Origin of the sequence: Micromonospora sp. NPDC006766 (genome assembly GCF_040636055.1) — a bacterium.
Lineage (GTDB): Bacteria > Actinomycetota > Actinomycetes > Mycobacteriales > Micromonosporaceae > Micromonospora.
The window spans coordinates 198,576-224,963 of sequence record NZ_JBEYIX010000003.1 but is presented as its reverse complement, the minus strand read 5'-3'; the positions used below and the strand labels follow the sequence as shown (position 1 = coordinate 224,963).

At 70.6% G+C, this 26,388-nt stretch carries 26 protein-coding genes; 14 read left to right on the top strand and 12 right to left on the bottom strand.

Annotation, left to right across the window (positions count from 1 at the left end):
- The first annotated feature begins 9 nt into the window (after positions 1-9).
- Positions 10-1,038: an ABC transporter ATP-binding protein gene (locus ABZ671_RS06680; RefSeq protein ID WP_357852604.1), complete on the top strand. Its 1,029-nt coding sequence runs from the start codon at positions 10-12 to the stop codon at positions 1,036-1,038.
- Positions 1,031-2,044, top strand: coding sequence for a dipeptide ABC transporter ATP-binding protein (locus tag ABZ671_RS06675; protein ID WP_357852336.1), 1,014 nt, complete (start codon positions 1,031-1,033; stop codon positions 2,042-2,044). Before ABZ671_RS06680 ends, ABZ671_RS06675 begins: the two co-directional genes overlap by 8 nt.
- Before the next feature lie 98 nt (positions 2,045-2,142).
- Here ABZ671_RS06675 and ABZ671_RS06670 read toward each other — a convergent pair whose 3' ends face one another.
- Complete coding sequence (locus ABZ671_RS06670) at positions 2,143-2,496, bottom strand: chorismate mutase (protein ID WP_357852333.1); 354 nt, start codon at positions 2,494-2,496, stop codon at positions 2,143-2,145.
- A 294-nt stretch (positions 2,497-2,790) separates the two neighbouring features.
- On the opposite strand from ABZ671_RS06670, the gene pcrA reads away from it, so the two are divergent.
- Positions 2,791-5,181: a DNA helicase PcrA gene (pcrA, locus tag ABZ671_RS06665; RefSeq protein WP_357852330.1), complete on the top strand. Its 2,391-nt coding sequence runs from the start codon at positions 2,791-2,793 to the stop codon at positions 5,179-5,181.
- Positions 5,182-5,378: 197 nt separating this feature from the next.
- Positions 5,379-6,170 (top strand): metalloregulator ArsR/SmtB family transcription factor, encoded by a 792-nt coding sequence (locus ABZ671_RS06660; RefSeq protein ID WP_357852326.1) that lies wholly within the window; start codon positions 5,379-5,381, stop codon positions 6,168-6,170.
- Between the two features lie 10 nt (positions 6,171-6,180).
- On the opposite strand, the gene ABZ671_RS06655 is transcribed toward ABZ671_RS06660, so the two are convergent.
- Both ABZ671_RS06655 and ABZ671_RS06650 read right to left on the bottom strand, forming a co-directional pair.
- Positions 6,181-6,993, bottom strand: coding sequence for a M23 family metallopeptidase (locus ABZ671_RS06655; RefSeq protein WP_357852323.1), 813 nt, complete (start codon positions 6,991-6,993; stop codon positions 6,181-6,183).
- A gap of 270 nt (positions 6,994-7,263) precedes the next feature.
- Complete coding sequence (locus ABZ671_RS06650) at positions 7,264-7,956, bottom strand: M23 family metallopeptidase (RefSeq protein ID WP_357852320.1); 693 nt, start codon at positions 7,954-7,956, stop codon at positions 7,264-7,266.
- A 387-nt stretch (positions 7,957-8,343) separates the two neighbouring features.
- On the opposite strand from ABZ671_RS06650, the gene ABZ671_RS06645 reads away from it, so the two are divergent.
- The 4 genes from ABZ671_RS06645 to sucD all read left to right on the top strand — a co-directional run bounded on the left by ABZ671_RS06645 (position 8,344) and on the right by sucD (position 12,058).
- Positions 8,344-8,748: a cobalamin B12-binding domain-containing protein gene (locus tag ABZ671_RS06645; RefSeq protein WP_357852317.1), complete on the top strand. Its 405-nt coding sequence runs from the start codon at positions 8,344-8,346 to the stop codon at positions 8,746-8,748.
- Positions 8,749-9,099: 351 nt separating this feature from the next.
- The gene (locus ABZ671_RS06640; RefSeq protein WP_357852314.1) at positions 9,100-9,807 is read left to right on the top strand and encodes a hypothetical protein; all 708 of its coding nucleotides are present in this window, start codon (positions 9,100-9,102) and stop codon (positions 9,805-9,807) included.
- Between the two features lie 182 nt (positions 9,808-9,989).
- Entirely contained in the window at positions 9,990-11,168 is a 1,179-nt protein-coding gene (sucC, locus tag ABZ671_RS06635; protein ID WP_357852311.1) for an ADP-forming succinate--CoA ligase subunit beta, read from the top strand.
- Between the two features lie 2 nt (positions 11,169-11,170).
- A complete protein-coding gene (gene sucD / locus ABZ671_RS06630; protein ID WP_357852308.1) occupies positions 11,171-12,058 on the top strand; it encodes a succinate--CoA ligase subunit alpha in 888 nt (295 codons plus the stop codon).
- 57 nt (positions 12,059-12,115) lie between these two features.
- On the opposite strand, the gene ABZ671_RS06625 is transcribed toward sucD, so the two are convergent.
- A complete protein-coding gene (locus ABZ671_RS06625) occupies positions 12,116-12,376 on the bottom strand; it encodes a DUF4190 domain-containing protein (RefSeq protein WP_357852305.1) in 261 nt (86 codons plus the stop codon).
- 159 nt (positions 12,377-12,535) lie between these two features.
- Here ABZ671_RS06625 and ABZ671_RS06620 point away from each other — a divergent pair, with 159 nt between their 5' ends.
- Positions 12,536-13,882 carry a DUF6350 family protein gene (locus ABZ671_RS06620; RefSeq protein ID WP_357852302.1) on the top strand — a complete coding sequence of 449 codons (1,347 nt, stop codon included), beginning with the start codon at positions 12,536-12,538 and terminating at the stop codon, positions 13,880-13,882.
- A 12-nt stretch (positions 13,883-13,894) separates the two neighbouring features.
- On the opposite strand, the gene ABZ671_RS06615 is transcribed toward ABZ671_RS06620, so the two are convergent.
- On the bottom strand, positions 13,895-14,362 hold the full coding sequence (locus ABZ671_RS06615; protein WP_357852300.1) for a hypothetical protein: 468 nt from the start codon (positions 14,360-14,362) through the stop codon (positions 13,895-13,897).
- Positions 14,363-14,401: 39 nt separating this feature from the next.
- Positions 14,402-14,692 carry a CD225/dispanin family protein gene (locus ABZ671_RS06610; protein ID WP_357852298.1) on the bottom strand — a complete coding sequence of 97 codons (291 nt, stop codon included), beginning with the start codon at positions 14,690-14,692 and terminating at the stop codon, positions 14,402-14,404.
- A 177-nt stretch (positions 14,693-14,869) separates the two neighbouring features.
- Between ABZ671_RS06610 and purN the strand changes: the two genes are divergently transcribed.
- The gene (gene purN, locus ABZ671_RS06605; RefSeq protein ID WP_357852295.1) at positions 14,870-15,490 is read left to right on the top strand and encodes a phosphoribosylglycinamide formyltransferase; all 621 of its coding nucleotides are present in this window, start codon (positions 14,870-14,872) and stop codon (positions 15,488-15,490) included.
- Complete coding sequence (gene purH / locus ABZ671_RS06600) at positions 15,487-17,058, top strand: bifunctional phosphoribosylaminoimidazolecarboxamide formyltransferase/IMP cyclohydrolase (protein WP_357852292.1); 1,572 nt, start codon at positions 15,487-15,489, stop codon at positions 17,056-17,058. Before purN ends, purH begins: the two co-directional genes overlap by 4 nt.
- 47 nt (positions 17,059-17,105) lie before the next feature.
- On the opposite strand, the gene ABZ671_RS06595 is transcribed toward purH, so the two are convergent.
- The 5 genes from ABZ671_RS06595 to ABZ671_RS06575 all read right to left on the bottom strand — a co-directional run bounded on the left by ABZ671_RS06595 (position 17,106) and on the right by ABZ671_RS06575 (position 22,674).
- Positions 17,106-18,134 (bottom strand): dipeptide ABC transporter ATP-binding protein, encoded by a 1,029-nt coding sequence (locus tag ABZ671_RS06595; RefSeq protein ID WP_357852289.1) that lies wholly within the window; start codon positions 18,132-18,134, stop codon positions 17,106-17,108.
- Positions 18,118-19,155, bottom strand: a complete 1,038-nt coding sequence (locus ABZ671_RS06590; protein ID WP_357852286.1) for an ABC transporter ATP-binding protein — start codon at positions 19,153-19,155, stop codon at positions 18,118-18,120. Before ABZ671_RS06590 ends, ABZ671_RS06595 begins: the two co-directional genes overlap by 17 nt.
- A gap of 5 nt (positions 19,156-19,160) precedes the next feature.
- The gene (locus ABZ671_RS06585; RefSeq protein WP_357852283.1) at positions 19,161-20,048 is read right to left on the bottom strand and encodes an ABC transporter permease; all 888 of its coding nucleotides are present in this window, start codon (positions 20,046-20,048) and stop codon (positions 19,161-19,163) included.
- Positions 20,041-20,979, bottom strand: coding sequence for an ABC transporter permease (locus tag ABZ671_RS06580; protein WP_357852280.1), 939 nt, complete (start codon positions 20,977-20,979; stop codon positions 20,041-20,043). Before ABZ671_RS06580 ends, ABZ671_RS06585 begins: the two co-directional genes overlap by 8 nt.
- Before the next feature lie 87 nt (positions 20,980-21,066).
- Entirely contained in the window at positions 21,067-22,674 is a 1,608-nt protein-coding gene (locus ABZ671_RS06575; protein WP_357852277.1) for an ABC transporter substrate-binding protein, read from the bottom strand.
- A 417-nt stretch (positions 22,675-23,091) separates the two neighbouring features.
- Here ABZ671_RS06575 and ABZ671_RS06570 point away from each other — a divergent pair, with 417 nt between their 5' ends.
- Both ABZ671_RS06570 and mdh read left to right on the top strand, forming a co-directional pair.
- Positions 23,092-23,964: a bifunctional methylenetetrahydrofolate dehydrogenase/methenyltetrahydrofolate cyclohydrolase gene (locus tag ABZ671_RS06570; protein WP_357852274.1), complete on the top strand. Its 873-nt coding sequence runs from the start codon at positions 23,092-23,094 to the stop codon at positions 23,962-23,964.
- Positions 23,965-24,093: 129 nt separating this feature from the next.
- Positions 24,094-25,044: a malate dehydrogenase gene (gene mdh, locus ABZ671_RS06565; protein WP_357852271.1), complete on the top strand. Its 951-nt coding sequence runs from the start codon at positions 24,094-24,096 to the stop codon at positions 25,042-25,044.
- A 27-nt stretch (positions 25,045-25,071) separates the two neighbouring features.
- Here the strand turns inward: mdh and ABZ671_RS06560 are convergent, their stop codons facing one another.
- A complete protein-coding gene (locus tag ABZ671_RS06560) occupies positions 25,072-25,863 on the bottom strand; it encodes a TetR/AcrR family transcriptional regulator (RefSeq protein ID WP_357852268.1) in 792 nt (263 codons plus the stop codon).
- A 90-nt stretch (positions 25,864-25,953) separates the two neighbouring features.
- On the opposite strand from ABZ671_RS06560, the gene ABZ671_RS06555 reads away from it, so the two are divergent.
- On the top strand, positions 25,954-26,364 hold the full coding sequence (locus ABZ671_RS06555; protein WP_357852265.1) for a VOC family protein: 411 nt from the start codon (positions 25,954-25,956) through the stop codon (positions 26,362-26,364).
- The last annotated feature ends 24 nt before the right edge of the window (positions 26,365-26,388 follow it).

Genomic DNA, 26,388 nt, shown 5'->3' with positions numbered 1-26,388 from the left:
GACATTCTCGTGTCCGAGCAGTCCGCGCCGGGCGCCGACGGTTCCGGCCGCCCCTCGGGCCGGCTGCTCGAGGTCGACGACCTGCGGGTCGAGTTCCGTACCCGGGACGGCGTCGCCAAGGTCATCAACGGCGTGACGTACCACGTCGACGCGGGGGAGACCCTCGCCGTGCTCGGCGAGTCCGGCTCCGGCAAGAGCGTCACCGCGCAGACGATCATGGGCATCCTCGACACCCCGCCCGGCTTCGTCACCGGTGGCCAGGTCCGCTTCCACGGCAAGGACATGCTCACGATGTCCCCCGAGCAGCGGCGTCGGATCCGGGGCGAAGGCATTGCGATGATCTTCCAGGACTCGCTCTCCGCCCTCAACCCGGTTTTCACCGTCGGCTTCCAGATCGCCGAGCAGTTCCGCATCCGGCGCGGCATGAGCCGCGCGGACGCCAAGAAGCGCGCGATCGAGATGCTCGACCAGGTGAAGATCCCGAACGCCAAGGGCCGGTACAGCAACTACCCGCACCAGTTCTCGGGTGGTATGCGGCAGCGCGCCATGATCGCGATGTCGTTGGCGCTGGACCCCGAGGTGCTGATCGCCGACGAGCCCACCACCGCGCTGGACGTGACCGTGCAGGCCCAGATCATGGACCTGCTCGGCGAGCTCCAGCGGGAGCGGCAGATGGGCATGATCCTGATCACCCACGACCTCGGCGTGGTCGCCGACGTCGCGGACCGGATCGCGGTCATGTACGCCGGCCGGATCGTTGAGGAAGCCGACGTGTTCGACCTGTACGCCAAGCCGGCGCACCCGTACACGCTCGGCCTGCTCAACTCGATCCCGCGGATGGACGAGAAGGGGCAGGAGCTCCGTACCATCAAGGGGCTTCCGCCGAACCTCATGAACATCCCGTCGGGCTGCGCGTTCAACCCGCGCTGCCCGATGGCGCAGCCGGTGTGCCGGGAGAAGCTGCCCATGCTGCTGCAGCTCGGCAGCGGCCGGGCCAGTGCCTGCCACTTCGCCGAGGAGCTCGTGAACCGTGACTGAGAACATCATCGAGGTTCGTGACCTGGTCAAGCACTACCCGGTCACCCGGGGCGTCGTCTTCAAGAAGACCATCGGTCACGTCAAGGCGGTCGACGGCGTCTCCTTCGACCTGAAGGCCGGCGAGACCCTCGGCGTGGTGGGCGAGTCCGGCTGCGGTAAGTCGACGCTGGCCCGGGTGCTGATGAACCTGGAGCGGCCGACCTCCGGCCAGGTGCTCTACAAGGGCCAGGACATCTCCCGGCTTTCCGGCGGGGCGCTGCGCCGCCTGCGCCGGCAGATCCAGCTGGTGATGCAGGACCCGTACACCTCGCTGAACCCGCGGATGACGGTCGGTGACCTGATCGGCGAGCCGTTCGAGATCCACCCCGAGGTGGCCCCGCGCGGCAGCCGCCGGACCAAGGTCAAGGAGCTGCTCGACCTGGTCGGCCTTAACCCGGAGCACATCAACCGGTATCCGCACCAGTTCTCCGGCGGCCAGCGCCAGCGCATCGGCATCGCCCGGGCGCTCGCCCTGCGGCCCGAGGTCATCGTCTGTGACGAGCCGGTGTCGGCCCTGGACGTGTCGATCCAGGCGCAGGTCATGAACCTGCTGGAGAAGCTCCAGGCCGAGTTCGGTCTGTCGTACGTCTTCATCGCCCACGACCTGTCGGTCGTGCGCCACCTCTCCGACCGGGTCGCCGTGATGTACCTGGGCAAGATGGTGGAGGTCGGCACCGAGGACGAGATCTACGAGCGGCCGACGCACCCGTACACCCAGGCGCTGCTCTCGGCGGTGCCGGTGCCGGACCCGACGGTGCGACAAAGCAAGGCGATCATCCGGCTCACCGGTGACGTCCCCTCCCCGATCAGCCCGCCCTCGGGCTGCCGGTTCCGGACCCGGTGCTGGAAGGCGCAGGACCTGTGCGCCCAGGAAGTGCCGCTGCTGGAGATCCAGCGGGGCTCGGACCACCCGAGCGCCTGCCACTTCGCCGAGCAGCGGGAGATCGTCGCCACCCACGAGGCGTGATCCGTCCGGGCCGCCTGCCGGTGTCGATCTGACGCCGGCAGGCGGTCCGTCCTTTTTTCGGCCCGTTCGAGGACGGCCCGCTCGTTTTCGGGGTCGCGTCACAGGGGTCCGCGGCCGGAGCGCAGCAGCAGCAGGGCGAGCTGGGTGCCGTCCGCGCCGAGCGCCACGCGGAACCGTTCCAGGATCTCTCGCTCCCGGGAGAGCACGAGCCGGGTCCCGCCGGCGGCCAGCCGGGTGGCCCCGACCTCCTGGGACAGGGCGGCCCGCTCCTGCCAGAGCGCGATGATCGTGCGGTCTATTTCGTCGATCCGCTCCCGGATGGCCACGATCCGCTCGGCGGCAGCCGAATCGTCGGTGCCCGTCCGGGCCGCCGCTGCCTCGGTCGGGCTCGCCTCGCCGGCCCGGCCGTGCCGCGCCACGCCGCCGCTGGACTCCACCACATCAGTCATCATCGTCGTACCTTTCGGGTCTCGGGTCAGGTGCCCGGATCCCGGGACGAAAAAGCCCCGGACTCCAGGAGCCCGGGGCTTGTCGCAGGTCTGTGCTCAGGCGCGACCTACGGCTGCCGGACTCCCGGTGCCGTAGTAAAAGTAAAAGCGCTGCTCGAACACGTCGTCGAGTATGCCGACCCGCGGGCGGGCCGCGCAAGGAAACCGCCAACCTGTGGGATCCCACGCCTATGTCCCGCACCCGGGGGGCCCGCGCCTCCCGAAGATGTCCGGCCTGCGGCATAGACTCGCCGTGCGATGCAACCTCTCTTCGACATTCCCGCGTCCCCGTCCGCACCGGAGTCCCGGCCGACCCCGCCGCACCGGCCGTCGGCGGCCCGGTCGGATCCGCAGGCCCTTCTCACCGGGTTGAACGGCCCGCAGCGGGACGCCGTCACCCACGCCGGTTCCCCCCTGCTGATCGTGGCCGGCGCGGGCTCCGGCAAGACCCGGGTGCTGACCAACCGGATCGCCCATCTGCTCGCCGCGCGGGACGTGCACCCGGGCGAGATCATCGCGATCACCTTCACCAACAAGGCCGCGGGCGAGATGAAGGAGCGGGTGGCCGCGCTGGTCGGTCCGCGCGCCCGGATGATGTGGGTGTCGACCTTCCACTCGGCCTGTGTCCGTATCCTGCGCGCCGAGCACGAGCACGCCGGCCTGAAGTCCACCTTCTCGATCTACGACGCGGACGACTCGCGTCGGTTGATGCAACTGGTCGCCCGGGAGTTGGATCTCGACCCTAAGCGCTACCCGGCGCGCGGGCTGGCGACCCAGGTCTCCAACCTCAAGAACGAGCTGGTCGACCCAGAGGCGTTCGCCGCGCGGGCCAAGGGGCCCAACGAGCGGGCCCTGGCGGAGGCCTACACGCTCTACCAGCGGCGCCTGCGCGAGGCACATGCGCTGGACTTCGACGACCTGATCATGGCGACGGTGCATCTGCTCCAGTCGCACCCGCACGTGGCCGAGAGCTACCGGCGCCGGTTCCGGCACGTCCTCGTCGACGAATACCAGGACACCAACCACGCCCAGTACGTGCTGATCAAGGAGCTGGTCTCCGGCACCGAGGGGGTCGACCCGGCGGAGCTGTGCGTGGTCGGCGACGCCGACCAGTCGATCTACGCGTTCCGGGGCGCGACCATCCGCAACATCCTGGAGTTCGAGCGCGACTTCACCGACGCCCGGACGATCCTGCTGGAGCAGAACTACCGCTCCACGCAGACCATCCTGAACGCCGCCAACGCGGTGATCGACCGGAACACCTCGCGCAAGCCCAAGCGGCTGTGGAGCGACGCCGGGGCCGGCGAGCAGATCGTCGGCTACGTGGCCGACACCGAGCACGCGGAGGCGGACTGGGTGGCCCGGGAGATCGACCGGCTGGTCGACTCCGGCGACACCCGTCCGGGTGACGTGGCGGTCTTCTACCGCACCAACGCCATGTCCCGGGTCTTCGAGGAGGTGTTCATCCGGGTCGGCCTGCCCTACAAGGTGGTCGGCGGGGTGCGCTTCTACGAGCGCAAGGAGGTCCGCGACGCGCTGGCCTACCTGCGCGCGGTGGTCAACGACGACGACACGGTCAGCCTTCGCCGGATCCTCAACACCCCACGTCGAGGCATCGGGGAGCGGGCCGAGGCGTGCCTGGAGGCGCTGGCCAGCCGCGACCGGATCTCCTTCGGGGCGGCGTTGCGCCGGGCCAAGGACGCACCCGGCATCTCCACCCGGGCCGCCAACGGCATCGCCGAGTTCGTCGCGCTCCTCGACTCCGCGCGGGAGCTGGCCGCGACCGGCACCCCGGAGGAGGTGCTGGAGGCCCTGTTGACCCGTTCGGGCTACCTGACCGAGCTGGAGGAGAGCCTGGACCCGCAGGACGCCGGCCGGGTGGACAACCTCCAGGAGCTGGTCAGCGTCGCCCGCGAATACACCGAGCGGATCGAGGCGCTCGGGGCGGAGGGGGAGCGGGCCACCGTGGCCGGCTTCCTGGAGCAGGTGGCGCTGGTCGCCGACGCCGACCAGATCCCCGCCGACGACCCCGACCACCAGGGTGTGGTCACCCTGATGACGCTGCACACGGCGAAGGGCCTGGAATTCCCGGTGGTCTTCCTGAGCGGTCTGGAAGACGGCGTCTTCCCGCACCTGCGCTCGCTGGGCGACAACCGCGAGCTGGAGGAGGAACGCCGACTGGCGTACGTGGGCATCACCCGGGCCCGGCAGCGCCTCTACCTGTCCCGCGCGGTCACCCGGTCGGCGTGGGGCCAGCCGGCCTACAACCCGCCGTCGCGATTCCTTGAGGAGCTGCCGCCGGAGCTGGTCCGCTGGGAGCGCGTCGAGGGCTCGTACACCTCGTGGGCCGGCGGGGGTGGGGGCGTGGGCGGCCGCGCCGACCGCGCGCCCGGCGGCTTCACCGGGGGTACGCCCAGGGCGACCCAGTTGGCGAAGCGGCTCGGGGTGGACGCCAGCCGGCTCTCCACCGCCAGCGAGCTGAAGCAGACGCCGAAGGTGTCGGCGGGGGACCGGGTGAACCACCAGCGCTACGGCCTCGGCCGGGTGCTGGCCGTGGAGGGGCACGGCCCGGGTGCCCGGGCGCAGATCGACTTCGGCGACCAGAGCCTGTGGCTGGTGCTCCGGCACGCTCCGATCGACAAACTGTGAGGCGGGCCGGCCCGGCGCGCTGCCGGGCCGGCCTCACCGCGTTCCGTGGCGCTCTGGTGGCGCCTCAAATCGTGTGAGCTCGACTTGATGGGCCTCGACCAGCCACGCGTCTTGACAGGCAGCCATCCGGCTGCCTAAATTTCATGCAGCCGAAAGGCTGCATACCGACAGGCGGCAACCCGGGTACGAGGGCGGGCATGGACGAGGTGTTCAAGGCACTGGCCGATCCGAGCCGACGCGCGTTGCTCGACTCGCTCAACGCCCGCAACGGGCAGACGCTGCGCGAGCTGTGCTCCGGCCTCGAGATGGCCAGGCAGTCCGTCAGCAAGCACCTCGCGGTGTTGGAGGAGGCCGGGCTCGTCGCCACCGTGCGGCGGGGCCGGGAGAAGCTGCACTACCTCAACGCCGCGCCCGTGCAGGAAATCGCCCATCGGTGGATCAGCCGCTACGACCGGGCCAGGGTTCAAGCCCTGGCGGACCTGAAACTCGTCTTGGAGGAGACCCCGATGAACGCGCCAACCTTCGTCTACACCACCTACATCCGCACCACCCCGCAGAAGCTCTGGCAGGCGCTGACCGAGCCCGCCTTCACCCGCCGCTACTGGGCCACGGAGTTCACCACGGACTGGTCCGTCGGCTCGCCGATGACCTGGGACAACCACGGCGTGCTGATCAGCGACCCGGAGCAGGTCGTGCTGGAGGCCGAACCCTACAGCCGGCTCTCCTACACCTGGCACGCCATCACCCCGGAGCTCGCCAAGCGCTTCGGCTGGGACGAGGGGCTGCTCGCCCGGCTGTCCGGCGAGGCCCGTTCGAAGGTCACCTTCACGATCGAGGAGACCGCGCAGGTCGTGAAGCTCACCGTCGTGCACGACGGCTTCGAGCCCGGATCGAGCCTGGCCGAGATGGTCAGCTACGGCTGGCCGAACGTGGTGGCGAGCCTGAAGACGCTGCTGGAGACCGGCGAACCGCTGCCGGCCGACGCCTGACCACCACTCGTCAGCAGGCCACGTCGATGCCCCGAGCGCGCAGGAAGGGCGCCGGGTCGATCTGGTTCCACATCTCGCCCTGGTGCACCTCGAAGTGCAGGTGGGGGCCGGTCGCGTCCCCGGTGGCGCCCTCGTAGCCGATGACCTGGCCGGCGCTCACCTGGTCGCCGACGCTCACGATCAGCCGGCTCTGGTGGGCATAGTGGGTCAGGTAGCCGTTGTGGTGGTCGATGAAGATCGAGTTTCCGTAGCCGTCGCCGTCGTTGCCGGCCTTGATCACGGTGCCCGCCGCGGTGGCGTGGATCGGCGTGCCCTCGGGCATCGCGAAGTCGATGCCGGCGTGCAGGGTGCCCCACCGTGGCCCGTAGCAGGAAGTGATCGTGGCACCGGCCATCGGGATGACCCACGCGGGCTTCGGCGGGGTGCTCTTCGTCGGCTTCGGCTTCGGCTTCGGCTTGGCGGTAGCGGTCTTCGTCGGCTTCGGGCTCGCCATGGTCGGGCCCGGCGACGGGCTGACCGCGGCGGCGGACGAGGCGGCCGGGGCGGCCGACGAGGTGTCCGGCACGGCAGAGCCTCGGGTCGAGCGGTCGGCGCGAGCGGCGGCCTCGGCGCGGGCCCGCGCCTCGAAGTCGACGGCGACCGGGTCGCCGGTCGGGGCGCCGTGATCGGCGGTGGCGACGGCGACGCCACCGAGGGCGAGGCCGACCAGGGCGACCGCGCCGATCACGAGGTACGTGGTGCGCCGACCCGTCCGCTTGCGCAGCCGGTGCCGGCCGGGGGCGTCGTTCTGGATGGAGCTGTCTTCCTGCACGGGGACCTTCACCAGTTGAGGGGCACGTGACCTCGAAATACTGGTTTCGGTCCGGGCCGCGACGGGCACCGACTCCGGGGCGACGCGTTCGGCCGGTGTCGCCTGCTGCCCGGCTTCATCCGCTCTGAGTGGTTTCGCGGCAAAGAGGATCACGACTTGGTATGGCGCCGCTCACAGTTGGAGGTGTGACCCAGTAGACTTTTACGCAAAGAAAACCGCCCGGATCGGTCGATCCGGGCGGCCAGTGGGCGATACGCAGCGTCAGGAAGCGGCTACGCTTCTCTAATATGCCTCGGTTTGCAGCTCAATGTCCACATCGCGGTCCTTGAGCCACGGCACCGGGTCCAACGGCTGCCCGTTGACATGCACTTCGAGATGTAGTTGAGGGCCGTAGGCGTGGCCGGTGTTTCCGACTAGGCCGAGCTGGTCGCCGGCCTTGACCTGCTGACCCTCCTTGACGGTGACCTCCGAGGAGTGACCATAGATCGCCTCGCTACCGTCCGCGTGCTGGACGATCACGGCGTAGCCGTAGCCACCGAACCAGCCGGCCTTGGTGACCGTGCCGCCGTGGATCGCGACGTACGGGGTGCCCTCCGGGGCGACCAGGTCGATGCCGGTGTGCAGCTTGCCCCAGCGCATGCCGTAGGCCGTGTTGAGGTCGTAGTCGTGCAGGGGAAGCCGCCAGACATCCTGCTCGGTGGCGGCCTTGCTGTCCGCGCGGCTGTCCCGGGAGGCGCGGTCGGCGCTGCCGGCGCGGGCCGCCGCGTCCTGGCTGGTGACCGAGGCCTGCTTGAGCTGGTCGAGGACCGACGGGCTGACGCTCTTGGCGTCGGGGAGGGCGTTCGCGCCGAGGGCGACGATGCCGGCCCCCACGAAGGCGGTGGTGACGACCGCGGCGTAGCGGCTTCGGGGAGGGGTGGGTACGCGGCGGCGACCGCGATATCTATCGGGCTCAGACGACAGGCGCTGGCGCACGCACACCCTCCGTTGTCGGGGATCCGATGCGATCGCCAGCCGTTCGGTGTGGCTCCGTTGAACGTCCGGCGACCGCGTCGTCACCCGTCCGTGGACCTGATGACAACCGTGGACACGGTAGCCAACAGCCACTCGTGTCACAAGCCAAAGCGCCGAATTGGTGTTTCGTTATGTCCGTTTACATGCGCTCTTGTCATAGCTCATGCCGCCGGTCGGATGGCCCTACGACTGGCCGTTCGTGGCGCAGAGTGACCGTTCGGCGGAGGTGTCCAGCTTCCCGTGTGCGTGGCCGGACGGTAGAAGCGCCGCCCGGGTGCCCGGCCCCCGGTCGGCCGGGTTACCGTTCGTTCAGGTGACAGTGCCGGAGCCGGCGAAAGGTGTGCGCTGATGAGCTCTCGTATCCGGGTAGTCGTCGCGAAGCCCGGCCTGGACGGTCATGACCGGGGCGCAAAGGTCGTGGCGCGGGCCCTGCGTGACGCCGGTATGGAGGTCATCTACACGGGCCTGCACCAGACCCCGGAACAGGTCGTGGAGACCGCGATCCAGGAGGACGCCGACGCGGTCGGCCTCTCCGTGCTGTCCGGCGCGCACATGACCCTTTTCAAGCGGGTGCTGGAGCTGCTCGCCGAACGCGACGCGGCCGACATCGTGGTCTTCGGTGGCGGCATCATCCCGGACGCCGACATCCCCGAGCTGGAGCGGCTCGGCGTCGCGAAGATCTTCACCCCGGGCGCGACCACCCAGTCCATCGTCGAGTGGGTTCGGGGGAACGTCGCCCAACCGGTCGGCTGACCGGCGTCCCCCTGCCTGAAAGCAGGCAGGGGGAGGGGCCGGACGCACCCCTCACACGCCCGGCCCCTCTATGCACGATGCCCCGCCGCCACCCCTCGACCGACAGGGCATCGGCCGTCTCCCGCCATCGCGCCTGACCAGCGCTCCGACATCAGACTCAACGACGCCCCCACCGGGGGGTTACGCCCGTCTGCCAACATCCCCCGGACGGCTGAGCTCGGCCCGAAGGGCGCGTGCCGCGTACACCGGGGCCGGCAGTTCACCGGGACGGTACGACCGCAGCGAGGGCCGTATCGTGTGCCTGCCCACACCGCCTTCCCGCGGTCGACGACTCTCAGCCGGGAGCCCGCCGTGACCCATCCCTCCCCGCAGCCGGATCCCGCCGGCGGGCCGCCGCCCCAGCAGCCGGGTCAGGGCTGGCCTCCGCCGCCGCAGCAGCTGTATCCGGCCGGGCCCGCGTACCCCGGCGGGCCCGGCCCGGCGCCGCTGCCGCCACCGTGGCCGGCGCCGACGGCGAAACGGATTCCGGAGAACCTGCCGTTCGTGGTCCGGCCGAACCTGGGCAAGCGGGCGCTGCTCTTCGGCGGCCTGCTCCTGTTCGTCGGCCTGGTGACGGCCTGCCCGCTGGGCCTGGCCGCGTCGTCCGCGGGCGACGCCGCGCTGCTGTTCGTCGTCATCCCGATGGTCATGCTGTTCTTCGCGGTGCCGGTGGGCCTCCAGCTCTGGCTCATCTCCTCCGGCGGCCCGGTCCTCGCGGTCGGGCCGGACGGGCTCTGGATCAAGACCCGGCCGACCCGGGGGCAGGCGATCTGGCTCCCCTGGGCGGCAATCGAACGGATCTACCTACGACGCTGGTCGCTGGAGAAGATGCTCTGCGTCAAGCCGCGTGACCCACGCGTCGGCTCCGGCCTGGGCGCCTTCACCGCCCTGGACTCGGGCCTGCAGCAGGCGTTCTTCGGCACGGGTTTCACCGCCACCGTCAATTTCGCCGACCGCCCGGAGGCGGAAATCATGCGGGCGGTCGTCGGGTACGCGGCCGGCCGCTGCCAGGTGGGCTGACCCGACGCGCCGGGTGGCTGTGTATTACCACACACGCCGCACCCGCTCGGTTGCCGCCGGTACCCACCTCGTTAGGCTGCGGCAAATGGCCTGTCTCATCTGATGACAGGCGTCAAACTGATTTGACCAACGCTGGTGGCGGCGCGACGGCGCGCCGCGGAGACGGGACGGGACGCGCAAACGTGGACCTGTACGAGTACCAGGGGCGGGACCTGTTCGAGCGGCACGGGTTGCCCGTGCTCGCCGGCGGCGTCGCCACTACCCCGGAGGAGGCCCGCGCGATCGCCGAACGCCTCGGCGGCCGAGTGGTCGTCAAGGCGCAGGTGAAGGTCGGCGGCCGTGGCAAGGCGGGCGGCGTGAAGCTGGCCGAGGGCGCGGAGGAGACGGTGGCCCGGGCCACCGACATCCTCGGCATGGACATCAAGGGTCACACGGTCCACAAGGTCATGATCACCGTGACCGCGGACGTGGCCGAGGAGTACTACTTCTCGTACCTGCTCGACCGGGCGAACCGCACCTTCCTCTGCATCGCCAGCGTTGCCGGCGGCATGGACATCGAGCAGGTCGCCGCTGAAACCCCGGAGAAGGTCGTCAAGGCCCCGATCGACGCCAACACCGGCGTGGACGAGGCGAAGGCGCGTGAGATCGTCACCGCTGCCGCCTTCCCGGCCGAGGTGGCCGACCAGGTCGTCGACGTCGCGGTGAAGCTGTGGCAGGCGTTCGTCGCCGAGGACGCCACGCTGGTCGAGGTGAACCCGCTGGCCAAGACCAAGGACGGCAAGTTGCTGCTGCTGGACGCGAAGGTCAGCCTCGACGAGAACGCCGGGTTCCGGCACCCGGACCACGAGGCTCTGGTCGACCAGGCCGCGGTCGACCCGCTGGAGCAGGCCGCCAAGGAGAAGGACCTCAACTACGTCAAGCTCGACGGCGAGGTCGGCATCATCGGCAACGGCGCGGGCCTGGTCATGTCCACCCTCGACGTGGTGGCGTACGCGGGCGAGCGGCACGGCGGCGTCAAGCCGGCCAACTTCCTCGACATCGGCGGTGGCGCGAGCGCCGCGGTGATGGCGAACGGCCTGGAGATCGTCCTCTCCGACCCCTCGGTCAAGAGCGTCTTCGTCAACGTCTTCGGCGGCATCACCGCCTGTGACGCCGTCGCCAACGGCATCGTGCAGGCGCTCGCCCTGCTCGAGCAGCGCGGCGAGCAGGTCACCAAGCCGCTCGTCGTCCGTCTCGACGGCAACAACGCCGAGGCCGGTCGGGCGATCCTCGACGGCGCGAACAACCCGTTGATCGAGCGGGTCGACACCATGGACGGCGCGGCCGAGCGGGCCGCCGAGCTGGCAGCTGCGGGGGTCTGACAATGGCTATCTGGCTGACCAAGGACTCCAAGGTCATCGTGCAGGGGATGACCGGTTCCGAGGGTTCCAAGCACACCCGGCGGATGCTGGCCGCCGGCACCAACGTGGTCGGCGGCGTCAACCCGCGCAAGGCGGGCCAGACGGTCGACTTCGACGGCACCGAGCTGCCGGTCTTCGCGACCGTCGCCGACGCCATGAAGGAGACCGGTGCCGACGTCACGGTCATCTTCGTGCCGCCGCAGTTCACCAAGGCCGCGGCCATCGAGGCGATCGACGCTGGCATCGACCTGGCCGTGGTGATCACCGAGGGCGTGCCGGTGCACGACACCGCCGCGCTCTGGGCGTACAACGTCGCCAAGGGCGAGCGGACCCGGATCATCGGCCCGAACTGCCCGGGTATCGCCTCGCCGGGCGCCTCCAACGCCGGCATCATCCCGGCCGACATCACCGGCAGCGGCCGGATCGGCCTGGTCAGCAAGAGCGGCACGCTGACCTACCAGATGATGTACGAGCTGCGCGACATCGGCTTCTCGACCTGCGTGGGCATCGGCGGTGACCCGATCATCGGCACCACCCACATCGACGCCCTGGCCGCGTTCGAGGCGGACCCGGAGACCGACGCCATCGTGATGATCGGTGAGATCGGCGGCGACGCCGAGGAGCGGGCGGCCGAGTTCATCAAGGCCAACGTCACCAAGCCGGTCGTCGGCTACATCGCCGGCTTCACCGCTCCGCCCGGCAAGACCATGGGCCACGCCGGCGCGATCATCTCCGGCTCGGCGGGCACCGCCGAGGCGAAGAAGGCGGCGCTGGAGGCGGTCGGTGTCAAGGTCGGCAAGACCCCGACCGAGACCGCCAAGCTGATGCGGGAGATCATGTCCGGCCGCTGAGCGGTCGGTGTGTTGTGCCGAGGGGGTCGACCGGATCCGGTCGACCCCCTCGTTGTCTCAGCGGTACCAGTACGGGTACCAGTAGGTGCCCCGGGCCCGGGCGATCGCGCTGCCGACGAGGTTGATGACGCCGAACGCGATGGCCAGCCAGCCGACCAGCTGAGACCGGTGGAACCGCCGCGCGTCCCGGATCGACAGGTAGCCGAAGACGATGCCGAGGACGCCGCAGCAGAACAGGCCGAGGATGATTCCCACGATGCCCCAGAAGAAGGACCGGTCCCGGCCGGCCGGTGGTGGCGGCGGATACGGAGCGTTCACGGCTTCCTCCGAACGGTCGCTGCCGCGACAAGACGGTCGCGCCTCCTCGGCTGAGGCTAGACCGTCATGGGGCCGTCGGCCGCGTGATCACGCAACTCGCCGCGGCACCGAGGCGGTATCGGACTGCCGCCGTTCGCGCGGCATGCCAGAGTAGAGCCGATGTCACCCGTCACCCCTGACCAGCCCCGCCTGCCCGCCGCCGGTGTCGTCGGCGGCCGGCCGATCGGCCGTGCCGAGCCCCGGGTGCCCGCGCCCCGGTCGGGGGAGGCGCCGCGCAGTCGGGCCCCGCTGCCCGTCGCCGCCGGGGTGGCGGCCGGCTGGGCCGCCGTGACGTCCTGGCTGCCGGTGACCCTGGTGCTCGGCCTGGCGCAGCTCAGCGCGGACGCCGGCTCGCTGCCTGGCGCGTTGCGTGCCGGCCTCGCCGGCTGGCTGCTCGGCCACGGGGTGCCGCTGCAGACCTCCGCCGGGCCGCTCGGCCTGGCGCCGCTCGCCCTGACCGCGCTCGTGGTCTGGCGGCTCACCCGCGCGGGCGTGCACACCACCCGGGCCATCGGTGCCCGCGGTGGTCGCTCGCCCCGGCAGGCGCTCACCGTCGCGGTCGCCGTCGGCATCGGGTACGCGCTGCTCGGCGCCCTCGCCGCGGTCGCGGTCAGCGCCGGCGGGCCACGGGTGTCCCCGGTCCGGGCCGGGCTGACCTTCGCGCTGCTGGGCGCCCTCGCCGCGCTGGTCGGGGCGGTGCGTACCACCGGTGTGTCGGTGCTGCTGGCCCGGCGGTCCGCGCCGCCGCTGCGGGACGGGTTGCGGACCGGGCTGGTCGCCGGGCTGCTGCTGATCGGCGCGGGCGCCGGGGCGGCCGGGCTCGCCGTGGCGACCGGCGGCGGCGACGCGGCCGACATGATCGGGGCGTACCGGACCGGGGTGACCGGTCAGGCGGGCATCACCCTGGTCAGCCTCGCCTATGCCCCGAACGCCACCATCTGGTCGGCCAGTTACCTGCTCGGGCCCGGGTTCGCCGTCGGCACCGACACGGCCGTCCGCACCAGCGAGGTGTCCGTCGGCGCGCTGCCGGCCGTACCGCTGCTGGCCGGGCTGCCGCGCGGGCCGATGGACGGGCTCGGCACGGGGCTGCTCGCGGTGCCGGTGCTGGCCGGGATGACCGCCGGCTGGCTGCTGGCCCGGCGGCTGGCCCGGGTCGCGGGCGAGGACCGGGCGAGGGCCGGCTGGCCGGCGCTGCTCGTCCCGGCGGTGCTCGCCGGCCCGGTCGCCGGGGTGTTGCTCGGCGTGACCGCCGCGATCTCCGGTGGGCCGCTCGGCGACGGCCGGCTGGCCGAGATCGGCCCGGTGTGGTGGCAGGTGGCCGGGGTGGCCGCGGTGGTTGTCGCCGTCGGCGCGCTGCTCGGGGCCGCCGCCACCAGGATCCTTACCCGCGAGACCACCGGCGGCGGCCGGGGGCGGATGCGGTCGGAAAGAGCGAGGGGCGCCCCGGATGCTTCGGGGCGCCCCTGAGAGACCGCTGGATCACGGGGCGGTCGGCAGGCTGAAGCTGAGCACCGTGTTCAGGATGATCCACGCGATGCTCAGGCCGGCACCGACCGCACCGCAGATCAGGCCGGCCTTCGCCTGGCCGTCGTTGTTGGCCAGCCCCTGCGCGGCCTTCTGCCGGCCCAGGTAACCGGTGACCGCCCCGGCGATGCCGACCGGGATGCCGATGAACGCGCAGCAGGACAGCGGGATCGACGCGATACCGAGGATCATCGACACCAGGCCCAGCGTGTTCTGCTGGCCCTGCGGCTGCGGGTAGCCGGCGGTCGGGTACGTCGGTGCGCCGTACGGCTGCTGCTGCGCGTACGGGTCCTGGTAGGGCTGCTGCCCGTACTGCGGCGCCGCGGGCGGCTGGGCGTACGGGTCCTGGGGCTGCTGCGGGGCGGCCGGGTCCTGTGGGGGCTGCTCGCCGTACGGGTCCTGACCGGGGTAACCGGGCTGCATCGCGGGGTGCTCCTTGGACTGGAGGTCGGTTGTCGGTGATTAGTTCGAGGTGGTGCTGAACAGACTCGTCAGCGTGCCGGCGAGGCAGCAGATCACGACGATGCCGATCCAGACGAGGCCGATGATCAGGGCCAGCTTGGACCACTTCTTCGACTCGGCGGCGGCGGCCTGGGCGCCGGCGTAGTCACCCTGCTGGAGCAGCGGGTTGACCTTGGATGCGTTCATGATCGCCGGGATGGCGAGGGGCCAGAACAGGAAGATCGCAACGATCGACATGGTCATGTTGTTGTCGATCTGCGCAGGCTGCTGCTGGGGGTATCCGGGCTGCATCGGACGTCCTCCTCATTCCAAGCACCGCTGTGGTGCTTATTCGCTGAAGGGTGCGGAACCCGGGGGTGGCCGGACTCCGAGCGATCGGCAGCGTATCGTGCCCGCGCCACCCCGGGTGATCAGCTGAGGCCTCCGCCCGAGCACTGGGCCTCCTGAGCTGCCCGATAGGGTGGCCGGGTGACCGAGCCCGCGTCCGTTGCCCGCCTCGTCGTCCTCGTCTCCGGCTCCGGTAGCAACCTCCAGGCGCTGCTGGACGCCAGCGCCGACCCCGGTTACGGCGCGCGGGTGGTGGCCGTGGGCGCCGACCGCGACGGCATCGCCGGCCTGGACCGCGCCGCCGATGCCGGGGTGCCGACCTTCGTCGAGCGGGTGAAGGACCATCCGACCCGCGCGGACTGGGACGTCGCGCTCACCGCCCGGGTCGCCGCGTACCAGCCTGACCTGGTGCTCAGTGCCGGGTTCCTGAAGCTGGTCGGCCCGCGCTTCCTGGCCGCGTTCGGCGACCGCTACCTGAACACCCACAACACTCTGCTGCCGGCCTTCCCCGGCATCCACGGCCCCCGGGACGCCCTCGCCTACGGCGTGAAGGTCACCGGCGCCACCCTGTTCTTCGTCGACGCCGGAATGGACACCGGCCCGATCGTCGCCCAGGTCACCGTGCCGGTGCTCGACGACGACGACGAGGAGACGCTCACCGAGCGCATCAAGGAGGCCGAGCGGCGCCAGCTCGTCGACCAGGTCGGTCGGCTGGTCCGTGAAGGTTGGACGATCACCGGCAGAAAGGTCACCGTTCCGTGAGCAGCACAGAGGACACCCGCCGCCCGATCCGGCGAGCGCTGGTCAGCGTCTACGACAAGACCGGCCTGGTCGAGCTGGCCCGGGCCCTGCACGAGGCCGGGGTGGAGATCGTGTCGACCGGCAGCACCGCGTCGACGATTTCCGGCGCGGGCGTGCCGGTGACGCCGGTCGAGCGGGTGACCGGCTTCCCGGAGATCCTCGACGGCCGGGTGAAGACTCTGCACCCGAAGATCCACGGCGGGCTCCTCGCCGACCTGCGCAAGGACGCGCACGCCGACCAGCTCGCCGAGCACGGCATCGCCGGCATCGACCTGCTGGTCTCCAACCTCTACCCGTTCCAGACCACGGTCGCCTCCGGCGCGAGCCAGGACGAGTGCGTCGAGCAGATCGACATCGGCGGGCCGGCGATGGTCCGGGCCGCGGCCAAGAACCACGCCTCGGTCGCCGTGGTGACCGACCCGGCGGCGTACCCGGCGCTGCTGGCCGCGCTCGCCGAGGGCGGCTTCACCCTGGCGCAGCGCCGGGCGCTCGCCGCCCGGGCGTTCGCCGACATCGCCGAGTACGACGTGGCCGTGGCCGAGTGGTTCGCGGCCACCCTGGCGCCGGCGGCCGACGGGTGGCCGGAGTTCGCCGGCCAGGCGCTGCGCCGGCAGACCGTGCTGCGTTACGGCGAGAACCCGCACCAGGCGGCGGCTCTCTACGCCGACCCGGCCAGCCCGGCCGGCCTGGCCCAGGCCGAGCAGCTGCACGGCAAGGAGATGTCCTACAACAACTACGTCGACGCCGATGCCGCGTGGCGGGCCGCGAACGACTTCCCGGGGCAGCCGGCGGTGGCGATCATCAAGCACGCCAACCCGTGCGGCATCGCGGTCGGGGCCGACGTGGCCGAGGCGCACCGCCGGGCGCACGCCTGCGACCCGGTCTCCGCGTACGGCGGGGTGATCGCGGTGAACCGGCCGGTCTCCGTCGAGTTGGCCCGGCAGGTCGCGGAGATTTTCACCGAGGTGCTGGTGGCCCCGGGCTACGAGCCCGGCGCTGTCGAGATCCTGCAGGTCAAGAAGAACATCCGGCTGCTGCACGCCCCGGAGTTCAACCCGCTGTCGGCCGAGTGGCGGCAGGTCACCGGCGGCATGCTGGTGCAGCTGCGGGACCGGATCGACGCCGAGGGCGACGACCCGGCGCACTGGCGGCTGGCCACCGGCGAGGCGGCCGACGAGGCGACCCTGCGCGACCTCGTGTTCGCCTGGCGCGCGGTCCGCGCGGTGAAGAGCAACGCGATCCTGCTGGCGAAGGAGGGCGCCACCGTCGGCGTCGGGATGGGCCAGGTGAACCGGGTCGACTCGGCGCGGCTCGCGGTCAGCCGGGCCGGCGCCGACCGGGCCCGCGGGTCGGTCTGCGCCTCGGACGCGTTCTTCCCGTTCGCCGACGGCCCGAAGATCCTCATCGAGGCTGGTGTTCGGGCCATCGTCCAGCCGGGCGGGTCGATCCGCGACGACGAGACCATCGCGGCCTGCAAGGAAGCTGGCGTGACGATGTACCTCACCGGCACCCGGCACTTCTTCCACTGAGCACGGTCGCATCCGGGCGCGGCCGACCGGCCGCGCCCGGATGCGGCTCAGGCGGCGGGGCGTACCTCGGCGAAGTGGCAGGCCGAGGGGTGCGGGTCGGCGGCGCGCAGCACCGCGAGCGGCTCCCGGGTGGCGCAGAGGTCCTGCGCCTTCCAGCACCGGGTGCGGAACCGGCAGCCCGACGGCGGGTCGGCCGGGCTCGGCACGTCGCCGGTGAGTCGGATGATCTTCTGGTCGTCGCGGGCGTCCGGGTCGGGCACCGGCACCGCCGAGAGCAGCGCCTGGGTGTACGGGTGGGTGGCCCGCTCGTAGATCTCCTGCTCGGTGCCCATCTCCACGATCTTGCCGAGGTACATCACCGCGACCCGGTCGGAGATGTGCCGGACCACCGACAGGTCGTGCGCGATGAAGATGTACGACAGACCGAACTCGTCCTGAAGCTGCTCCAGCAGGTTGATCACCTGGGCCTGAATGGAGACGTCCAGGGCTGACACCGGCTCGTCGCAGACAATGATCTCGGGCCGCAGGGCGAGCGCCCGGGCGATGCCGATGCGCTGGCGCTGGCCGCCGGAGAACTGGTGCGGGTAGCGGTTGACGTGCTCGGGGTTGAGCCCGACCACGTCCAGCAGCTCCTGCACCCGCCGCCGCTTGCTGCCCTTCGGCGCCGCCTCCGGGTGGATGTCGAACGGTTCGCCGATGATGTCGCCGACCGTCATCCGCGGGTTCAGCGAGGTGTACGGATCCTGCATCACCATCTGCATGTTGCGGCGCAGCCGGCGCAGCTCCGCCCCGGAGGCCTTGAACAGGTTCTTCCCCTCCAGCGAGGCCCGGCCGGCGGTCGGCTGTTCCAGCCGCATCAGCAGCCGGGCCAGGGTGGACTTGCCGCAGCCGGACTCGCCGACGACGCCGAGCGTCTCGCCGCGGCGCAGCTCGAAACTGACCCCGTCGACCGCCTTGACCGCGCCGATTTGCTTTTTGAACAGCACGCCCTGGGTGATCGGGAAGTGCTTGACCAGGTTGTCGACGGTGAGGATGGTCTCGCCGCGGACCTTCGTCGGGCTAGCGGGCGCTGTCATCACGAACCTCCTGGGCGAAGTGGCACGCGCTGGTCCGGCCCGCGCGGAGGGTCAGCTCGTGCGGCACCTCGTCCACGCAGACCTGCTGGGCGTACGGGCACCGGGGGTGGAACGGGCAGCCGGACGGGATGCGCATCAGGTTCGGCGGCAACCCCTTGATCGTCGACAGCGCCTGGCCGCGCACGTCCAGCCGCGGGATCGACGCCAGCAGCCCCTTGGTGTACGGGTGCGCCGGCGCCCGGTACAGCGAGCGCACGTCGGCGTGCTCGACGATCCGGCCGGCGTACATGACGGCGATCCGGTCCGCGACCCCGGCGACCACGCCGAGGTCGTGAGTGATCAGGATCATCGCCATGTCGAGGTCGCGGCGCAGGTCGGCCAGCAGGTCCATGATCTGGGCCTGCACGGTGACGTCCAGCGCGGTGGTCGGCTCGTCGGCGATGAGCACCCTCGGGTTCAGCGCGAGCGCCATCGCGATCATCACGCGCTGCCGCATGCCGCCGGAGAACTGGTGGGGGTAGTCGGCGAGCCGCTTCGCCGCGGCCGGGATCTTCACCAGGTCCATCAGCTCGACGGCCCGTCGGCGGGCGTCGGCACGGGACATCCCCTCGCGCTGGCGCAGCGTCTCGCCGATTTGCCAGCCGACCGGGAAGACCGGGTTCAGCGCGGAGAGGGCGTCCTGGAAGATGATCGCGATCTCCTTGCCGCGCACCTGCCGGCGCTCCTCCTCGGACCGGGTCAGTAGGTCCCGGCCCTGGTAGAGGATCTGGCCGGAGCGGATGTGCGCCGGCGGGGTGTCGAGGATGCCCATGATCGCCTGGGCGGTCACCGACTTGCCGGAGCCGGACTCGCCGAGCACGGCCAGGGTCTCGCCCGGGTCGAGGTGGTACGACACCCCGTTGATCACCTTGGCCACGCCCTCGTGGGTGCGGAACTCGATGTGCAGGTCCCGTACCTCGAGCAGGTGGCCACCGGGCGGGGTGGGGGTGGCCGGCACCGGCCGGATGGCGGATTGAGTCATGGCGGTCACCGCAGCTTCGGGTCGAAGGCGTCGCGGATCGCGTCGCCGAGCATGATGAAGGCGAGCACGGTCAGCGCGAGGAAGGCGGAGGGCGCGGCCAGCGGAATCGCCGACTCGCGCATGTGCACCCGGCCGGCGTCGATGTCGATGCCCCAGGAAATGGTCGGGGCCTTGAGGCCGATGCCGAGGAAGCTCAGCGTCGCCTCGGCGGCGATGAACGAGCCGAGCGCGATGGTGAGCACCACGATCGCCGGCGCGAGGGCGTTCGGCAGGATGTGCCGGAACATGATCCGGCCGTTGCCGGCCCCGAGCATCCGGGCCGCGGCGACGTAGTCCTGCTCCTTGGCGGTGATCACCGAGGAGCGGACCACCCGGGCCGCGGTCGTCCAGCCCAGCGCCGCCAGCACGAAGATCACCGCGCCGATCCGGACCGTGGTGCTGTCGCTGTGGACCCGCTTGAGCAGCACGATCGCGGCGAGCAGCAGCGGGATGCCGAGCACGATGTCGATCACGCGGGAGAGCGCCGCGTCGACCCAGCCGCCGAAGTAGCCGGCGAACATCCCGACGGTGAGCGCGATCAGGCCGGTGAACAGCGCGGAGAGCGCACCGACCAGCAGCGAGGCGCGGGCCCCGTAGACGGCCCGGGAGTACGTGTCGCAGCCCTGGAAGTCGTACCCGAAGAGGGCACCCCCGGACGGCCCGGCGTGTTGCCGGGAGAGCACACAGTCACGCGGGTCGTTGGCGGTGAACAGCGACGGGAAGGCGGCCATCGCGGCGACCAGCACGACCAGGGTCAGGCTGATCCAGAAGATCGGGTTGCGGCGCAGGTCGCGCCAGGCGTCGCCGGCCAGGCTGCGCGGCTTCTGCGGCGCGTCAACGGTGCGCTCACTCATAGCGGATCCTCGGGTCGAGTACGGCGTACAGGACGTCCACCACCAGGTTGGAGACGAGGTAGACCACGACCAGCACGCTGACGATGCCCACCACCAGGGGGCCGTCCTCGGTGCGGATGCCGCGGAAGAGGTTGAAACCGACACCGGGGATGTTGAACACGCCCTCGGTGATGATCGCGCCGCTCATCAGGTTGCCCAGCTCGACGCCGAGGAAGGTGATCACCGGGATGAGCGAGTTGCGCAGCACGTGCACGCTGACGATCCGGCGCTTGAGCAGCCCCTTGGACCGGGCGGTGCGGACGTAGTCGGCGCGCAGGTTCTCCGCCACCGAGGTACGGGTCAGCCGCAGCGCGGTGGCCAGCGAGAGCGAGCCGAGCACGATGCCGGGCAGCAGGAGCGCGTACAGGCTCGGCTCGGCGCCGGCGGTCGGCGGGAAGAGCTGCCATTTGACGCCGAGCAGGTACTGAGCCAGCGGGGCGAGCACGATGGTCGGGATGCCGAGCACCAGCAGGGTGAGCACCAGCGTCGAGTTGTCGAAGATGCTGCCCCGGCGGATGCCGGCGATCACGCCTGCGGTGACGCCGAAGACCACCGCGACGACCATGGCGATCAGCGCCAGCTTGATGGTGACCGGCCAGGCGGCGGCGAGGATGTCGCTGATCTGCCGTCCGGTCAGTGACTGCCCGAGGTCGCCGTGGAGCAGGTTCTTGAGGTAGTCGAAGTAGCGGTAGAAGAAGCCGCCGACGCCGGTGGCGTCGAGGTGGTACTTCTCGGTCAGATATGCCCGCTGGGCCGCGGTGACGGGTCGTTCCCCCGCGAGCGCCTGGATGGGGTCGCCCTGGCCGGCGAACATCAGCGCGTAGACGATCAGAGTGGTCCCGAAGAACGCGAGAACCATCTGGAGCAGTCGCCGCAGAATGAAGCGGAACATCCTGAAGTCTCTCTGGGAGGGCGGAAGGTAGGCCGCTCGCGCGGGTCGGACCACCCGGTGTGGGCGGCCCGACCCGTCGTGCGGGTGTTACTTGACGGCCTCGATCTTCAGCAGGTCGACCCGGTCGAAGAGGTCCACCTCGACGTTCTTGACCTTGGTCGAGGAGCCGAAGTTGTTCTGACCGAACCGGAGCGGGATCACCGGCATGTCCTGGGCCAGGAGGTCCTCCGCCGCCTGGTACTTCTTGATCGCCTCGTCCTCGGTCGGGGCGCTGGCGCCCTCGGCGACCAGCTTGTCGAACTCCGGGTTGCTGTAGCCGTAGTAGTTCGACGAGCCGTTGGTGCTGTACAGCGGGCCGAGGTAGTTCTCCATGGACGGGTAGTCCATGACCCAGCCCATCCGGAACAGGCCGACGGACTGCTTCTGCCGGAGCTTGGTCAGCAGGTCCGCGAACTTCGGCTCGGCGGTGCCGACGCACTCCACGCCCAGGTTGGCCTTGAGCTGGTTGCAGGTGGCGTCGATCCAGTCCTTGTGGCCACCGTCGCCGTTGTAGGACAGCTCGATCTTCTTCGGGCCGCCCGCGGCCTCGTACATGGTCTTGGCCTTGACCGGGTCGAACTCACCGGCCGCGCCGATGGTGTTGTCCCGGTAGCCGGCGACGACCGGCGAGACGAACGAGCGGGCGGACTGCTGCGAGCCCTTGAAGATCGACTGGGTGATCTCGTCCCGGTCGATCGCCATCGAGATGGCCTTGCGCACCTCGGGGTTGCTGAACTCCTTCTGGTAGGTCGGGAAGGACAGCACCTGGAGCGAGGAGGCCGGGCTCTGCTGGAACCGGTCGCCGAGGTCGGCGGCGGCGGTCGACAGGTTCTCGGTCGGGATCGACTTGATCACGTCGAGGTTGTCCGACAGCACATCCGCGTACGCGGCGGTCGGCTGCTGGTAGATCCGGAACTCGACGCCGTGCACCTTCGGCTGCTGGCCGGGGAAGGCGTCGTACTTCTCGACCTCGACCTTGGCGTCGTGCTGCCAGGTGCCCTTCATTTGGAACGGGCCCTGGCCGATCGGCGCCTGCTCGTAGCCCTCGGCGAGCACGCCGGGGGCGGAGAAGGCCGCCTTGGGCAGCGGGTAGAAGGCCGTGTAGCCGAGCATGCTCCTGAAGTCGATGTACGGCTCGGAGAGCGTCACGGTGAAGGTCAGGTCGTCGACCTTCTTCAGGCCGCTCAGCGTGTTGGCCTTCGGCTTCTCGCCCTGCATGTCGTCGTAGCCGGCGATCTTCTCGAAGAAGTAGCTGGACTCCTGGCCGTTGGGGGCGTACGAGCCGTAGTTCCAGGCGTCGATGTAGCTGTCGGCCGTGACCGGTTCGCCGTTGTGGAAGGTGTAGCCGGGCTTCAGCTTGATCGTCCAGACCTTGTTGTCCGACGAGGTCACCGATTCGGCCGCCACCTCGTACGGCAGGTTCGCCTCGTCGTAGCCGATCAGCGGGCTGAACAGCGCGGCCAGCACCTGGGAGCCGCTCGTCTCGGTGACATTGGTCGGCACCAGGTGCTGCGGCTCGCCGATCTCGATCCGCACGGCCGCGTTGGGGTCACTCTTGCCGCCGCCGCCGCTGCCGCCGCCCGAGCCGCAGGCCACCAGGCCCAGGGTCACCGCGAGCGGGAGAGCGGTCCAGGCAGCGAGCCTACGAACACGCATTGAGTCTCCTCATCTCCTCACGCTGCGCAGTTAGGCCCGGCACTGGGTAACGCTGCGCAACAATCGGCAACGGTAGGTCGTTCCGGGCCGACTCGGCAACGAGAGCATTGCGATGTGGTAACGGAGCGGACCCCCCGGTCTTGGTGGGACCGCAGGTCTCTGCTATAGGGGGCCGTGAAAGAAGAGCTGGTCAATGCCGCTTTTTGGGGCGCTCATGGCACCCCCGTGGCGTGCTCTTGACGCCTTCACGCGCTTGTCAGCCGGCTGTCGGCTGCGCCCCGATTGATCATTCGGTGTCCGTCTCACAATGTGGTGAGGCGCACATTTTGTGACGGTGAGTGACGAACGCCACGTTACGGAGGGTCACGGTTGCCCGTCAGCGGCCGGGCGTACCGCGCGCCGTGAGACGATCCATGCGTGACGGCGATGATCCTGGACGGCAAGGCGACGGCGGCGGAAATCAAGGACGAGCTGCGGACGCGGGTCAAGGCGCTGGCGGAGCGCGGGACCATCCCGGGGCTCGGCACGGTGCTGGTCGGCGCCGACCCCGGCTCCCAGGCGTACGTCAACGGCAAGCACCGCGACTGCGCCGAGGTGGGGGTCGCCTCGATTCGCCGCGAGCTGCCCGCCGACGCCACGCAGGAACAGCTGGACGCCGTCCTCGCCGAGCTGAACGCCGACCCGGCGTGCCACGGCTACATCGTCCAGCTGCCACTGCCGGCCCACCTGGACACTCAGCGGGCGCTGGAGATGATCGACCCGGCCAAGGACGCCGACGGGCTGCACCCGGTCAACCTGGGCCGGCTGGTGCTCGGCTACGACGCCCCGCTGCCCTGCACCCCGCGCGGCATCGTCGAGCTGCTCCGCCGGCACGACGTCGCGCTGCGCGGGGCCAAGGTGGCGCTGATCGGCCGGGGCAACACCGTCGGTCGCCCGCTCGGCCTGCTGCTCACCCGGCGCAGTGAGAACGCGACCGTGACCTTGTGCCACACCGGCACGCTCGATCTCGCCGAGCAGACCCGCGCCGCCGACATCGTCATCGTCGCGGCCGGTGTGCCGGGGCTGCTCACCGCCGACATGATCACGCCCGGCGCGACGGTCGTCGACGTCGGCATCACCCGGGTGATCGGCGCCGACGGCAAGGGCCGCTACACCGGCGACGTCGACCCGGAGGTGGCCGAGGTGGCCGGCAAGCTGGTGCCGATGCCGGGCGGCGTCGGCCCCATGACCCGCGCCATGCTCCTCACCAACGTCGTCGAACGAGCCGAGCAAGGAGGATCCCCCTCTTAACGCCTCAGGTATAGGAGGGGCCCCCTGTTAACGCCCGAGCGCGTCATAACGGTCCGCCCCTGGCCCGATCGGTGCCAGGATGGCTGATACGGTCCGGAAAACCGACTGGCATCAGGGAGTGGGACGACCATGGGTAAGAAGGTCACTGTCGTCGGGGCCGGCTTCTACGGCTCCACCACCGCGCAGCGCCTGGCCGAGTACGACGTCTTCGACACCGTCGTGATCACCGACATCGTGGAGGGCAAGCCGGCGGGTCTCGCGCTGGACCTCAACCAGTCGCGCGCCGTCGAGGGTTTCGAGACCAAGGTCGTCGGCGTCACCACCGGCCCGAACGGCGAGGGCTACGAGGCCATCGAGGGCTCGGACGTCGTCGTCATCACCGCCGGCCTGCCCCGCAAGCCGGGCATGAGCCGGATGGACCTGCTGGAGACCAACGCCAAGATCGTCCGCCAGGTCTCCGAGAACGTGGCCAAGTACGCCCCGAACGCCGTCGTCATCGTGGTCTCCAACCCGCTCGACGAGATGACCGCGCTGGCACAGCTCGCCACCCAGTTCCCGAAGAACCGGGTGCTCGGCCAGGCCGGCATGCTGGACACCGCCCGGTTCACCAACTTCGTCGCCGAGGCGCTGAACGTGCCGGTGAAGTCGGTGAAGACCCTGACCCTGGGCTCGCACGGCGACACCATGGTCCCGGTCCCCTCGAAGAGCACCGTCAACGGCAAGCCGCTGCGTGAGGCCATGCCGGCCGAGCAGATCGAGGAGCTGGTCGTCAAGACCCGCAACGGTGGCGCCGAGGTCGTCGCGCTGCTGAAGACCGGCTCCGCGTACTACGCCCCGTCGGCCGCCGCCGCTCGGATGGCAAAGGCCGTGGCCGAGGACTCCGGCGACGTCATGCCGGTCTGCGCCTGGGTCGACGGCGAGTACGGCATCTCCGGGGTCTACCTGGGCGTCGAGGCCGCGATCGGCGCCGAGGGCGTCAAGCGGGTCGTCGAGACCGACCTGGACGCCGACGAGCTGGCCAGCCTCAAGGAGGCCGCCGAGGCCGTCCGCGCCAAGCAGTCCGACGTGGCCAACATGTGATTCGACCCACCGGAACGCCCCGCGACCTCAGTCGCGGGGCGTTTCCGTATTCCGGACCCGGGCGGCGTCGACCAGCACGCTCAAACCGTCCAGGACCCGTTGCAGCCCGAACTCGTACGCGTGTTCCGGGTCGTAGGCCGCGCCGTGGGCGGCGCCGGCCGCGCTGCCGACCCGGACCGCGGTCGGATATCTCGACTCGTCGAACACCTGGGCCAGCAGCGGACCGTTCGCCGCCCACCACTGCTCCTCGCTCTGCGCGCTGTCCCGCTGGACGGCCCGCGCCTCGGCCGTCGACCGCGCCGCGGCCCGGACGAAGTCGAGCAGATAAATCAGGGACGCGTCGCGTGCCACGTCGTCCAGGTCGGTGTCGTCGAAGGCGCGCAGCTCGTACTCGTACTTCGCCATCAGGCCCGGCCCGAGCGGTGGCCGCACCGTCGCGACCTCGGCCGCCCACGGGTGCGCGGCGAAGAGGTCCCGGTTGTCCCGGGCGACGGCCGCCACCCGGCTGCGCCAGGACTTCCGGGAGCGGTCCGGCCGGGGCATTCCCGCGTAGAGCCGGTCCAGCATCAGGTCGAGCAGTTCCGCCTTGCCGGGCACGTACGTGTAGAGGGTCATGGGTGCCACGCCGACCGCCTGGGCGACGCGGCGCATCGTGAGCGCGTCGAGCCCTTCGGCGTCCGCCAGCTCGATGGCGGCGGCCACGATCGCGTCTACCGATCGCCCCTGCCGAGGGCCCCGGCGCGGGCCGTCGGCGGGCTGACGCCACAGCAGTTGCAGGGTGCGGGCCGGGTCGCCGGCCCCGCTTCGGTACGTGGACACCGGATCATCCTGTCAGGTCAATAACTCTGTACGGCGTACGTTGTACAATGTACGGAGTTATTGTCCGCGACCCGCGCCACGGAGGCTCCCTTGCAGATCACCGCATCGGCCATCTCGCTCAACGTCGACGACGTGTCGACCTCGGCCGCGTTCGCGCAGCAGCACTTCGGGTTCCGGGAGGAGATGGCCGCCGACGGCTTCGTCTCGCTGGCTCGTGAGGGGGTCGGCTTCAACCTGGTATTCCTGCGTACCGGCCTGGCGCTCCTCCAGCCGGAGAGCCTGCGTCACCAGCGCGCCGGCGGGCTCATCGTGGCCTTCGTCGTTGACGACATCGACGATCAGTACGCCCGGATCCAGGCCGCCGGCGTCCCCGTCACGACCGCGCTCCAGACCGAACCCTGGGGAGAGCGCTTCTTTCAGATCACCGACCCGAACGGGGTGATCTACCAATTCGTGCAGTGGGTGCACACGGCGACGGCGGCGGTGAACCCGGCCGTGTGAGGTCACGGCATCCGGGAAAGGACG